We start from the raw sequence: 13015 nt of genomic DNA on the forward strand, positions 1-13015 counted from the left end.
CTTTTTTCCAGTTTATTTCGCATGGCGTTCAACATATGGATAGCTTAGTAATCAGTTCAATACAGCAATTGCGCCGAAGTAACATGTCACATTTCCGAATGTGGAAAAGTGAATGTGGTGTCACGGAAGACTGGAAAAGCAACGGCGCATATTGCCCGAAGGGTTGCGTGGCCATGGGTGACGTCATCGACATCGGTGAATTGGCATTGCGTTGATGGGGCGCTTGGCTGATATCCCGTTTAAGACAGTGAGCTTGACGACGCACCCGATGCGGCGCCATATTCCAAAACGAATGATGAAGCATAGTCACGGCGCTACTACGTAAAAAAACCAGTTTAATGGTAAGACGCTACTTAAATTTATTCCAATATCTTAGGTTGTAGTCAGGCTATAGCCACAATATTTGCTGAATGCTTAAGGAGATGCTAGAGAATTATGAGCATAAGCTGCAGATAGTTTAATTGATCTTAAGCCACGCGAATATATTTCGCGCCGATTCTATTGATAAATTAATCAATCAATATTTAAATGAAAAAATACGCGAGCTACCATGGTGCAATGGTTTGGGCGATGATTATGGGGTATTGGTATAAGCGGCGGTAATTGATATATTTTTTAATTTTAAATACATTATGTTATATAAAATACTGGGTTAATAATATGAGCAAAATGTATGAAGAATTTCATAAGAATTTTGAGATTGTCATAGCCGATACGCCGGAATTGTTGCGTGTAGTTTTTCATGTGCGTTATCAAGCGTTGTGTGTTGAAAAGCGTCTCCCTGGATTCGATATGTCGTTGTATCCTGATCAGCTTGAAAAAGACCAGTATGATCATCATTCTTCTCATGCTCTTTTAAGATATCGAGAAACGGGGGATTTCATTGGGACAGTTCGCTTGATACGGTGTGACCCGATGAATTCTGGCAAACCATTTCCGGTCGAACTACATACGCTGATTGACCCCGCGCTCTGTAATATAGATGAATTGTCGCGCCAACATACAGTTGAAATATCTCGTTTAATTGTCCTTAATAACTTTGATCGTCGTAAGAGTGAGCGTCGCAACGTTGAAACTAGAAGTATGGATAGCAATACTTCCGAAACAGATCGGAGATACCTTCCTAATTTAACTTTATTACTTGTGGCTGCTGCCGTACGTATGAGCAATCAAGGTAATGTCAGGAATTGGTTGTCAGTTATGGAACCTGCACTAAACAGACTATTAGGGTATTATGGTTCAGGCCTCACTCCCATTGGGCCAAAGGTTAATTACCTTGGTTTGCGCAGGCCGTATTTCTCGAACTACGTGGATATGTTAGATAGAATGTATCTGACGCATCGTGATGCTTGGGAAATAGTGACGGAGAAGGGTATGTATTGTAGATCTCCCACTACGACAATTTTTGCGAAGAGAGAGTGTGATTGAAGGATGGTATTCACCCTCCTCTTTTCATTCAAAGCTTTGTAGACTGAAAGTCATATGTCACGCAGACAAAGCAATGAGTATTCGAGTTGTAGCGTAACTATACTGTCAAGCGACTAGCTAACGTGAGTTTTTAAGGCGGAATAAGTGTCTTTGCTCAATAGCGACAGCTTGGGGTGTGAGTTAGTCATTTATGCTACATTAACGTGCACAATCAAGGCCAAAATATAACAACACCAAACAGTTTTATCGTTACAGTAAAACCATCTATACGTTCTGCAACGCAATGTGAAACAGAGCTGTTGTACTCATTAAATTGAATTTAATCCTTTTTAAGTTGGATATTGGTTTGTATGAATAGTAATGTTAAAAAATAACCTAAATAACTGTTCAATTCTATTGATATGTTTTTTTTGCGTTATAACAAAAGGATGGGCAAATGAGCAATACGAAATTGTTACGCATCCTAATCTTAGTGTAAAAAGTCTATCTGTGAATTCATTACGAGCCATCTTCGGCATGCAGTTAAAAGCGTGGCCAGATGGAACAGCAATTAAAGTTTTTGTACTGCCAGATGACAATTTTTTGCACCAAAGATTTGCAAAAGAAAAGTTACATGTATTTCCATATCAGCTTCGATTGACTTGGGATCGGCTAGTGTTCTCGGGTACTGGCCAGGCTCCGAATAGTGTCTCCTCAAGCGCCGAAATGTTAACTAAGATTGCCAGTACACCTGGCTCAATCGGATATTTAGAAATTAGTCACATCAATAATAATGTCCATGTACTTAAAATTGAATAAGTGTGCATATCGTTATATGTACTCGTCTATTAAAATTCTAATCGTATCGACTGTACTCTGGCATAGTGCTGCGCAAGCTCAGGAACAAGTAAACAATCTAGCAAATAAAAATCTTGTAACATCAGCAACAGACTGGTTTGATAGAGTAGCGTTACCATACAATTTGCAAATTCATGGATTCGCAAGTCAAGCCTTTATTTCAACTTCAGATAATGATTTTTTCGGAAATACAGATGGAAACGGAAATTTCGGTTTTACTGAGGTAGGGCTTAATGCTTTAGCTCAACCACTACCAAAGCTACAGTTGTCAGTTCAGGTTTTATCTCGACGTGCTGGCAATGGAAATTCGGGTGAGCCACGACTCGATTTTGGATTTGCTGACTATCGATTGTTCTCTCGTGACACGGATCAATTTGGAATTCGGGTCGGAAGATTAAAAAATCCGTTTGGATTTTATAATGACACGCGCGATGTAGCCTTTACACGCCCAAGTATTTTATTGCCGCAATCCATTTATTTTGACCGAACTCGTAATCTTGGGCTTTCGGGAGATGCGGTACATTTATATGGTGAATCCTCTCATAAAAGTCTTGGGAGTCTGTCTGTGCAATTTGGAGTGTTCAGGCCATTAGTTGGTGATAAAGATACTGAGTTATCTCTTTTAGGGGGGGATAGAGCGGGTAACTTAACCAAGAAATTGTCCTATATCGGACGTGGAATTTATGAAACCAATAATAAGCAAATTCGTTTAGCCCTTAGTGGAATATGGTTAGACGTGGGTTATGATCCGGCAGCAAATGATCCTTTAGCTTCGGGGAACGTACAGTTCACACCTGTTTTCTTTTCTGCACAATACAATGGTGAACGCTGGAGTCTGACTTCAGAATATGCGATTCGCCATTTTAAATATAAAAATTTCAATCATCCAGGATTTGATAGTCTAGATTTCACTGGTGAAAGCTATTATTTCCAGAGTGCTTACCGCTTCACCCCGAAATGGGAAGGTGTTTTACGTTACGATGCTCTCTTTACAGACAGAGCGGACCGTAGTGGTCAACAATACTTTGCTGCATCAGGACGTCCTGCGTACAGTCGTTTTGCTAAAGATATTACAGTAGGTTTACGTTGGAATGTTACCCCAGCATTTATGCTACGTACTGAATATCATAACGTAAATGGAACCGCTTGGCTTTCAACATTGGAAAACCCTAGCCCTTCAGACACCCGTCAACACTGGGATCTTTTTGCCGTACAAGCATCTTATCGTTTTTAAGTGAAAATTTTGAAGAGTAAGAAATTGTCATTTCTGAGTCTGAAATGGAAGATATTGCTATTAAGCAGTCTGATTCTATTGGTGGTAGTCGTTTCATTTTGTATTGTTAGCTATCTTGGACAGATGGCAAATTTTGAGAATCAGCAGGATTCGGAGTATCAGCGACATGCGCGTGAGGTGGGTACCTTAATTAAGGATTCGTCTAAAAGTTTACATCAAATAGTCGAGACTATTCCAATTTTGGAGGGTATGGGCGCGGCTTTAAGAGTAAATAATGGAGAGAAAATAAAACTTGCTTTTGATCAACATTGGCCATTACTTCAATTCCATAATGGAGTGGAATTTGTTCGCTTTTATAGTACATCGGGTCAACTTATAGCGAGCTGGGGTATGTATGAATCCATCACCTGCGAACATGATGCAATGCATGGTTGTAAAGAAGATGCCATGACCAGTTGGGTTGATACTGCAAATCAAACTGAACAGCCACTTAGCCCCATACTCTGTAAGGACCGCTGCGAGCAGCTTATTATTGCACCATTATTGGTTCAAGGTGAAAAAGCAGGTGTGGTGGCAATGGGCGTTTCTCTGGCAGATGCTTTTTTGAAGTTTAAAAGCATATCAGATGCTGATATCGGTTTGCTAATTAAGCCTCAAGAAGATTTTTCTGACTATGAAAAAACATTAATGCCTGATTGGGGTGTTCGTATTATTGCGCTTACTAATAGCAAAATAAATCTTGAGCTAATAAAGCAAGCGATGCGTCTATTTCCAGATTTAAGTAGCTTGGAACCAGGGGTTGAATTTAATTGGGACAATCGCTATCAGCAAATCAAACTATTTCCTTTAGTCACTTCCGTTGCATCTGGTAAGGCATACTTTATTATCATCACGGATGTAACGCGAGCGGTTAAAAATATACATGAATCAATTTTGAAAATTGCATTAATTGGGTTATTTGGCCTTGTCTTTTCGGAAATATTGTTGCTTCTGATTCTTACCAGAACATTGTCCCGTTTGAAGAGCTTTACTTTAGTATTACCATTGCTGGCCAAAGCGAATTTTGAAAAATTTCGGTCTTCACTTCTATTGCCTAAGCAGGCAAATCAATTCAGTGATGAGGTTGATGTGCTTTACAACGCTGCAGAGAAATTGTCACATCAATTAGAACGACTTGAGAATGAAGTTACCGACCGAACAAAGATGTTGGTTGAGCAAAGGGACGAGTTAAGTAAGGAAAGAGATTTTATTTCAAATTTACTTGATACAGCACAAGTAATTGTTTTGACGCAAAATGCGAATGGAAAAATTCTTACACTTAATGCTTATGGTGAGATGCTCATACGGTATAAAGTAAGCGAATTGCGGGGAACACCTTTTGTTGACATTCTTGCTTTAGAAGGCGAGATTCAAGATCTATCTGCTAGTCTTGAAGAACTATATCTTGGCCAACGAGAGCAATTTCGTCATGAAGCAATGGCAAATTGTAAGGATGGCTCAATACGTCAAGTTGTTTGGTTGCATTCACGTTTGAATTGGCATTCAGAAAATGATTCGGCAGTGTTATCGGTTGGTCTGGATATCACGGAATACAAGCGAGTTGAAGGCCATTTAGCCTGGCTTGCGGATCATGATCCTCTAACAAATTTATTTAATCGGCGTCGCTTTAGTGAGGAGTTGGAACTAACTTTAAGTTGGGCTGATAGATATAAGCGACCAGGCGCTCTTTTATTCTTTGACCTCGATAGATTTAAATATATCAATGACACAAGTGGGCACCAAGCGGGTGATGCATTGCTCAGAATGGTTGCGGATATGTTATCTAACACGGTACGTACTAACGACATCACAGGACGTTTAGGTGGTGATGAATTTGCAATAATTTTGCCTGAAATTAAGGTGGAGGATGCCATTGAAGTTGCCAAGAAGATTCTTGCTTATCTAGGCAATGCGGAATTAACGATAAACGGTCGGACACATAAAATTTCAGCCAGTATTGGTATAGCACTTTTCCCTGAGCATGGGTGTAATGTTCATGATTTGTTAGCAATTGCAGATCTAGCGATGTATCAAGCTAAAGAGAGTGGTCGCGGAGGATGGTATTTATTTTCTGAAAAAGACCGTAGCCGTGAGCGCATGCATACGCTTGTGTACTGGAAAGAAAAAATTGAGTATGCGCACTTAAATGGCAATTTTCTGCTTTATTTGCAACCCATTGCAAATATCAAAAGCAAGGATGTTGAGTACTATGAGGTGCTGCTACGTATGCGTGATAGAGATGGCTCAGTGCTTTCACCTGCCGGATTCATTCAAGCGGCAGAGCATACAGGATTAATTCATGCAATCGATCATATGGTGTTGCATAAGGCTATTGCACTGGTTGCTAAAATTAATCAGCATGGGTCAAGTATCAAGCTTTCAATTAATTTGTCTGCACATGCATTTAATGATCCCGAATTGCTGCCAATAATTAAACGGGAGCTTGAGCGCAATCTTGTAGATCCTGGGACTTTGGTATTTGAAATAACCGAAACAGCAGCACTACAAGATTTACCGGGTGCCCGCAGCCTTATGATAGAAATTAAAGAGTTGGGTTGTGGTTTTGTCCTTGATGATTTTGGTGTTGGGTTCTCCTCTTTTTATTATTTGCGAGAGCTGCCAGTTGATTCGATAAAATTGGATGGCTCATTTATACAAAATTTGGTTAATAGTAAAGATGATCAAATCTTAGTAAAAGCATTGTGTAGTGTGGCGAGGGGGTTTAATAAGACGATTACAGCTGAATTCGTGGAGAATGAAGAAACACTTCTTCTATTAGAAACGATGGGTATAGACTATGCTCAGGGATATTTTATCGGCAAACCAGCGCTTTATAGCGACTTTTTTCAGGTTGATTCTGTGTCCAATTGATAGAGCTCATTGTGGTTTGAGGTCGGTTGTCAATAATGGACACCAACGGGTTCATGCTGCTAACCTACTCCTATAGAATTGATGCTCAAATGCGACAGGAGACAGATATTCCAAATGTGCCTGTTTGCGCTGCCGCCGGTAAAATATTTCGATGTATTCGGTGATGGCCTGAATGGCCTCGGCGCGGGTCTTGAAGCGCCGGTGGTGCACTAATTCATTTTTGAGTAATCCCCAGAAGCTTTCCATGGGGGCGTGTCGTAGCAATTTCCCCGGCGCGACATCAAGGGCACCATGCTGAACTGATCGAGCAATTTTCTGTACTCATAGGCGCAATACTGGCTACCCCGATCCGAGTGGTGTATCAGTCCGCGCGGTGGGCATTTTGTCGCTATACCGCGAAACAATGATTAGCTGACCAAATTTTAGGTCATGCGCTCGCTCATGGCGTATCCCACCAGATCGCCACTGAACAAATCTTTGTGGCCTGCCAGATAGAGCCAACCCTCATCCGTCGGGATGTAGGTGATGTCGGTCACCGAGATCTGATTGGGGGCGGTCGCCTTGAATGTCTGCTCCAGCAAATTTGGCGCAACCGGCATGACGTGATCCGGGTTCGTCGTCGCCTTGAACTTGCGTTTTTTTGTTTGCAGCGTATCCCCCATTTCACACGAATACATTTGATGCTGTGAACACTGGTATTGACGCCGTTTTCAGCCAAATCTTCCTTGAGTCGCTCGAGACCATCGGTCTCGCGGGTGCGCGGGTGGGCAGCTCGGATTTCCACTTCCAGTCGCCCCTCTTTCTGAGCCCGTTTTGATGGTGAACGCCCAAGCCAAGCGGTATAACCGCTCGGCGAAACTTCGTAGATATGGCACATAAACGGCACCGGGTCATCCCCCTGACATTCCTTCATCATCGCGTACTTCACCGCACTTCCCTGGCAAAGTACGCTGCCGCTTTTTTTAACAGGTCGCGCTCCATTTTGATTTCCGCCAGTTCACGTTGGGTCTTGGTTAGGCCCAGTTCAATCTCGGTTAACGGCCGTTGTGTCTTGCCGACATCGCCCAATTTGCACGGCCTTTAACCAATACTTCAATGTGGAAACAGGCATCGACAAATGCCAGGCAGCTTCCTTCGGGCTTAACCCTTCTTCTGTGACTTGCTTGGCCGCCTGTTCACGAAATTCTTTGCTGAAAATTGTGTTGGGTATTCTTTGCTTCATTTCACACCTCCGTTTCAAGTTTAACAAAACGTTGGTGTCCATTTCTCTCAGCTTACTTCACCATCTATTGGTCAAGTTTTTACGGACACCTTGATAGGCAGCTTTGCTGCGAACAGTTTTTCGTAAACTTTGAGTGCAAAATTTCCCAAGGCTATGTGCCGTCATGTGCAGTTATAGAATCCCACTATTTACACCTTCATGTCTTGCGTGGACTCTATCTGGTTTGCATGCTCCCATTGCCACACCCGCTCCATCTTAAATTTCAAGAAGAAACGTTCCATCACTGTATTATCCCAATAATTACTTTTGCGACTCATACTACAAATGATGCCATATTGTTTCAGTAAGTCTTGGAATTCGTGGCTGGCGTACTGACTAACTTGATCCGAATGCAATACAGTCCAACCGTTGTTTGCCTCTGTCCAATTGTCATCTGCAACGCCTGACAGACTAGAGCGATACTGGGGTTTCGACAATTCTCACTGTGTGGATTGGAAACATCAAAAGCGAGTTTATACTGGTCGCGATGAGGTGGAAACTGAAGCGAATGTTTGTCTTGGCAGGGTAATGCAAGAAGGAAAAGATTAATTTTCGGTGGAAATGACCGTTAATGAGAGACTGACAACTGATTTGATGAAAAGCTGAAAATACAATTTCAGCTTGATAAGCCCGAATTGTTTGCAGCTTTGACGGTAAGTTCGACAGGTGTTTTAGAGCATTTGATAAATTCAGCTATCCTGATGGTGAACCCTAATGGCCTGATGGTGAAACTTGTGGCACGATGATGGAACTTATGCTGAAAGCAGTTATACGCGACCGAATATGCCAAATCCATGTGAATACACCTCTGTAGACGGTCACCTGTACCGATGAAACTGCGCAAACTCTCAATATGGTTTTCTGTGGGGGTGTTGCTGGTGTTGGGTGCAAACATGTTGTGTGTTGTGCTGATTGATCAGGCATACAGCAAAATGTTGGCCGTGCAAGAGCATCGGCGGCTGTCCATTGAATTGGCCAACGAACTGCAACAAGAGACCAAGCAGCTAACCAAGTTGGTCCGCGCGTACACGACCACTGGCGAGCTGCGCTATCTGTTTTATTACTACGACATCCTCGCCATACGTCAGGGCGAAAAACCTGCGCCTGCCATGTTTGATCCCGCGATTTATTGGGATGATGTGATTGCAGAGCGGGTGCTGCATGTCATACCTGAACAAGGTGAACGCGTTGCATTAACGGACAGGATGCGCGCTTTGGGTTTCAACGCACTGGAACTCCAGGCACTAACGCGGGTTTTTGCAGCCACTGAGGCAATGGAGAAAACCGAACAAATCGCTTTTGCCGCTACGCAAGGGCTTTATGACCCGGACAAACGCGTATTCGTTTCTGAAGGGGCTCCTCGCCTCGATTTTGCCAGCAAGCTAGTTTACAGTCAGGTTTATAACCGGCTGAAAGCTGATTTGACACACGCTGTCGAGGGACTAAAGGAACAAGTCAGCAAACGCACCCAGAGCGAGGTCGAGCAAGCAACCGCACGCTTGCAGCGGCTCATTATGGTTTTGTTGGCAAGCATGGTGGTCTCCATCGGTCTGGTTGGATTAGCTTTTAACACTGTGCGTCTTCAGGTATTAAAGCCGATCGAGCGACTCAAGTTGTCTGCCGACCGATTGTCGGCAGGTGATTACACTAGCCGCACCCGTCTGGATTCGGCACGGGGTTCAGAGGTAGATGAATTAGCCGTGTTGAACGAGACGTTTGACAGCATGGCGCAATCAATTGAAGCTGATATCAGCCGCCGCCAAACTGTACAGTTGGCATTGGAAAAAGCGCGCAACCAAGCCGAGAAGGCGACCAAGATTAAATCCATGTTTTTGGCTACGATGAGCCATGAAATTCGCACCCCCATGAACGCTATTCTAGGCATGTCCTACTTGACGCTAAAGACCAGCCTGAATGCGCGTCAGCGCGATTATATTTCCAAGGTGCATAACGCCGCCAAGATGCTGATGGACATCATCAACAACGTTTTGGATTTTTCCAAGATTGAAGCTGGCAAGCTAGAGCTGGAACAAAATCGCTTTCTGGTTGAGGAGGTGGTTTCCAACGCTCTGGCCTTGTTGCAGCAGCGTGCTTACGAAAAAGAAGTGGAATTATTGTTTGAAATAGACACCCCTCATTTATTAGGTGAAGGCGGCGCTTTTGTTGGGGATGCGCTGCGCCTGGGACAAATCCTCATCAATTTGTTATCCAACGCCATCAAATTTACGCATAGTGGTCATGTCAAGTTGACGTTGGGTATTGACGCACAAAATGCCGAATCGATGACACTGCGCTTTGCCGTGAGCGATACAGGTATCGGCATGACGGCGGAACAGATAGAAAACTTGTTTCAAGAGTTCAGTCAGGCGGATGGTTCTACTACGCGAAAATACGGGGGGACAGGCTTGGGATTGGTGATTGCCAAGCGTTTTGTTGAGCTGATGGGGGGGCGTATCTGGGTAGAAAGTAAACCCGATGCAGGCTCGCACTTTATCTTTACTGCTTGCCTCTTGCGTGCGCAACAGAGCATGGCTTCCCCAGCGAGTTTGCCCGGTGTAGTGACTCTGCGCGTTTTGGTCGTGGACGATCAACCCGAATCGCGCATGGTGCTGGTCAAAATATTGCGTCATCTTGGCGTGGGTCAGACACCGGAAGCCGGCATCGACAGTGCCGAAAACGGGCAGATTGCGCTAGAGATGATTGCCCAGGCGCAGCAACAAGGCCGCCCCTATCATCTGCTGATGTTGGACTGGGTCATGCCCGATATGGATGGGGAACAAGTCTTGCGCAGCCTGCTCGCACAACCTACAGACAACCAGCCTTTGCCGGTCATCGTCTCCGCCTACGATACGGATATCATGCACGACACAGTCGTCAGATTGAATGCTCATCTATTTCTCTCCAAACCTGTATTACCTGAGGCGCTGCGGCATTTACTCAGGGGGCTGTCGAAGCATGTGCCCGAATTGCCATCGCATAAAGCTAGTGCACCACCAGCGACTGTCACGCTACCAGGCCAATGGCCAGACTGTTTGCCTCAACTCAAAATATTGCTGGGAGAATGCAATGTTGAGGCGGCAGATTTGTGGCAAACTCACAAGCCCGCATTTGCAAGCAAAATGCCAGTGCAAACCGTACATCGCATCTCGATGGCGCTGGAAAATTTTGATTTTGATATTGCTTTGGACTTGTTGCCGGAAACTTGAAGCACTAAAACTTTAAAACCTAGCGGAGTGCAATCCCATGTTTGCCGAAACCGAACGCGCGACTATTTTGCTGGTGGACGATGTCCCCTCAAACCTCAGCTTGTTGAGCAGTATCTTGCGCGATGAGTACCGTGTTCAGTTGGCGACCAGCGGCGCTAAAGCCCTGGAGCTGGTAGCGACCAACTCGCCGGATTTGATTTTGCTGGATGTGATGATGCCGGAGATGGATGGTTATGAAGTCTGCAAGCGCCTCAAAGCCAATCCAGATACCTGTGATATTCCCGTGTTGTTCGTCACTGCCCGCAATCAAACCGAAGATGAAGAACTTGGACTGACGCTGGGCGCAATGGACTACATTCATAAGCCGATTAGCCCACCGATTATCAGAGCAAGGGTGCGTAATCACATTGCACTCAAGCTGCAAACCGATGCGTTAAAACGGCTTTCTTTCATGGATGGGCTAACACAAGTCGCCAATCGACGTCGTTTCGACGACACGTTGGACAACGAGCTACGGCGTGCGGCACGGCAGCAATATGAACTGTCCTTGCTGATGATGGATGTGGATTGCTTCAAACTGTTTAACGACCACTATGGGCACGGATTGGGCGATCAGTGTTTAACGCGGGTCGCCCAAGCCATGCAGGCTGAGGTGAACCGTCCGCTGGATTTGCTAGCGCGCTACGGTGGCGAAGAATTTGTCGTTTTGTTGCCAGAAACCGATCTGGAAGGTGCGCGCAAAGTGGCCGAATCCTTGCGTGAAACCGTTGCCGCCATACAGATTCCCCACGTCCACTCACTAGCTGCAGCACATATAACGATCAGCATCGGTGTCGCTTGCAACACCCAGAGCGAAACAAACTCAGCGGCGGAGTTGCTCAAGCTAGCTGACCAAGCGCTCTACTTCGCCAAACAATCTGGGCGCAATCAGGTAAAGTCTTGGCATCACAATAAATCCATTCCGAGGACGAGGAACGACTAAGCATGCGCGCAATCTGGCAAAAATTACCTTGGCTCATCGTGCTGATTCTGGCGCTGATGGCTTTAAAATACCCACCATTACTGCCGTGGATACTGCTTGTGGTGGTCATTTTTATGTGCTGGTTTAGCCCAAAGCGCGGTTTGATTGGTTCTGTGAGCCTACCAGCAGACGATGGATTTTTATCCACCGAGCAGGTGCAATGGTGGTACTGGACGGGTCATCTGGAAACGGAAGACGGCCAGCATTTCGGTTTTGAAGTGGTGTTTTTTAGCTTCGATGCTTTTCTGTTCATGCGTGATCAGTTGGTGCAAGCAGCCATCACCGATGTGAACGGCAATCGCTTTGAATTCAAGGAATTTGTAGAATTCCATCTCCCCAACAAAACCCTCAATGGTTTCAAGCTCAGCGCCGGTGCGCACAAATCTGTCACTGCGGTGGGTGGCAATGGCACAGATCACTTGCATAGCGTGATCGGTGATTACGTACTGGATATTGACCTGCAGTCAACAAAACCGCCCGCGCTGCACTATGGAGGCGATGCACACCCCTATGTTTTTGGCGGCTACACCTACTATTACTCGCGTACCCACATGGTGACGACTGGCACCCTGAGTATAAAAGGAAAATCTTACAATGTTACCGGAACCAGTTGGTTTGACCGCCAGTACGGCGAACTGTTTCAAGCGATCAGTAAAGGCTGGCAATGGTTTGCCATCGAACTGGCAGACAACCGCCAAATCATGCTGTTCGATTTCAACGGCGCAGATGCCACGGTAGAAAAATCCGGTTCAATCACCGACGCGCAGGGGCGCACCACAACTCTCGCCGCGCATCAATTCGACGTGACCATACTGGGTTACTGGACCAGCCCCACCACCGGCTGCACCTATCCCGCCGGCTGGACGGTGACAATCGGCAGCGAAACCTTCACCGTGCAGCCTGCCGTGCAAGACCAGGAACTACGCGGCAGCCACAGTTTCTGGGTCGGCCCGGTGTATTGGGAAGGGGCGTGCAATATCAGCGGCGCGGCAAGCGGCCAGGCCTATGTGGAGCTAAATGGCTATTGCAAATGTCCAAAGCCTGCTTATTAGTAAACCTGCCAAGGGAAAGCCAAACCGTTATAATTTGCCGCGTTTTAATATAGATGCGCTGAATTC

General features: G+C 45.2%; 9 protein-coding genes and 1 pseudogene. 8 read left to right on the forward strand and 2 right to left on the reverse strand.

The genetic code is table 11. The features are described from left to right. Positions 1–35: 35 nt before the first annotated feature. From MJ769_RS04250 to MJ769_RS04270, 5 genes are all read left to right on the forward strand, one after another. Entirely contained in the window at positions 36–215 is a 180-nt protein-coding gene (locus MJ769_RS04250; RefSeq protein ID WP_239234582.1) for a hypothetical protein, read from the forward strand. A gap of 445 nt (positions 216–660) precedes the next feature. Continuing rightward, a complete protein-coding gene (locus MJ769_RS04255; RefSeq protein WP_239234583.1) occupies positions 661–1428 on the forward strand; it encodes a PEP-CTERM/exosortase system-associated acyltransferase in 768 nt (255 codons plus the stop codon). Between the two features lie 360 nt (positions 1429–1788). Further along, complete coding sequence (locus MJ769_RS04260) at positions 1789–2226, forward strand: hypothetical protein (protein ID WP_239234584.1); 438 nt, start codon at positions 1789–1791, stop codon at positions 2224–2226. Positions 2227–2242: 16 nt separating this feature from the next. After that, positions 2243–3499: an OprO/OprP family phosphate-selective porin gene (locus MJ769_RS04265; protein ID WP_239234585.1), complete on the forward strand. Its 1257-nt coding sequence runs from the start codon at positions 2243–2245 to the stop codon at positions 3497–3499. Continuing rightward, complete coding sequence (locus MJ769_RS04270; RefSeq protein ID WP_239234586.1) at positions 3500–6409, forward strand: bifunctional diguanylate cyclase/phosphodiesterase; 2910 nt, start codon at positions 3500–3502, stop codon at positions 6407–6409. A 51-nt stretch (positions 6410–6460) separates the two neighbouring features. On the opposite strand, the pseudogene MJ769_RS04275 reads toward MJ769_RS04270, so the two are convergent. Beyond that, positions 6461–7631, reverse strand: a pseudogene (locus MJ769_RS04275) (IS3 family transposase). 188 nt (positions 7632–7819) lie between these two features. Continuing rightward, the gene (locus MJ769_RS14680; RefSeq protein ID WP_445083065.1) at positions 7820–8107 is read right to left on the reverse strand and encodes a hypothetical protein; all 288 of its coding nucleotides are present in this window, start codon (positions 8105–8107) and stop codon (positions 7820–7822) included. A 393-nt stretch (positions 8108–8500) separates the two neighbouring features. Here MJ769_RS14680 and MJ769_RS04285 point away from each other — a divergent pair, with 393 nt between their 5' ends. From MJ769_RS04285 to MJ769_RS04295, 3 genes are read left to right on the forward strand one after another with little or no spacing between them, the layout of a single operon-like run. After that, entirely contained in the window at positions 8501–10876 is a 2376-nt protein-coding gene (locus tag MJ769_RS04285; protein ID WP_239234588.1) for an ATP-binding protein, read from the forward strand. Between the two features lie 37 nt (positions 10877–10913). Next, the gene (locus tag MJ769_RS04290; RefSeq protein ID WP_239234590.1) at positions 10914–11858 is read left to right on the forward strand and encodes a diguanylate cyclase domain-containing protein; all 945 of its coding nucleotides are present in this window, start codon (positions 10914–10916) and stop codon (positions 11856–11858) included. 2 nt (positions 11859–11860) lie between these two features. After that, positions 11861–12949: a lipocalin family protein gene (locus MJ769_RS04295; protein WP_239234592.1), complete on the forward strand. Its 1089-nt coding sequence runs from the start codon at positions 11861–11863 to the stop codon at positions 12947–12949. Positions 12950–13015: the final 66 nt, after the last annotated feature.

The sequence above is a fragment of the Candidatus Nitrotoga sp. BS genome, from assembly GCF_927797785.1.
GTDB lineage: Bacteria > Pseudomonadota > Gammaproteobacteria > Burkholderiales > Gallionellaceae > Nitrotoga.

What these genes read in the sequence shown, in the direction of transcription:
- MJ769_RS04250 (WP_239234582.1), top strand. Translation starts at nt 36, where the DNA reads ATGGATAGCTTAGTAATCAGTTCAATACAGCAATTGCGCCGAAGTAAC.
- MJ769_RS04255 (WP_239234583.1), top strand. Translation starts at nt 661, where the DNA reads ATGAGCAAAATGTATGAAGAATTTCATAAGAATTTTGAGATTGTCATA.
- MJ769_RS04260 (WP_239234584.1), top strand. Translation starts at nt 1,789, where the DNA reads ATGTTAAAAAATAACCTAAATAACTGTTCAATTCTATTGATATGTTTT.
- MJ769_RS04265 (WP_239234585.1), top strand. Translation starts at nt 2,243, where the DNA reads ATGTACTCGTCTATTAAAATTCTAATCGTATCGACTGTACTCTGGCAT.
- MJ769_RS04285 (WP_239234588.1), top strand. Translation starts at nt 8,501, where the DNA reads ATGAAACTGCGCAAACTCTCAATATGGTTTTCTGTGGGGGTGTTGCTG.
- MJ769_RS04290 (WP_239234590.1), top strand. Translation starts at nt 10,914, where the DNA reads ATGTTTGCCGAAACCGAACGCGCGACTATTTTGCTGGTGGACGATGTC.
- MJ769_RS04295 (WP_239234592.1), top strand. Translation starts at nt 11,861, where the DNA reads ATGCGCGCAATCTGGCAAAAATTACCTTGGCTCATCGTGCTGATTCTG.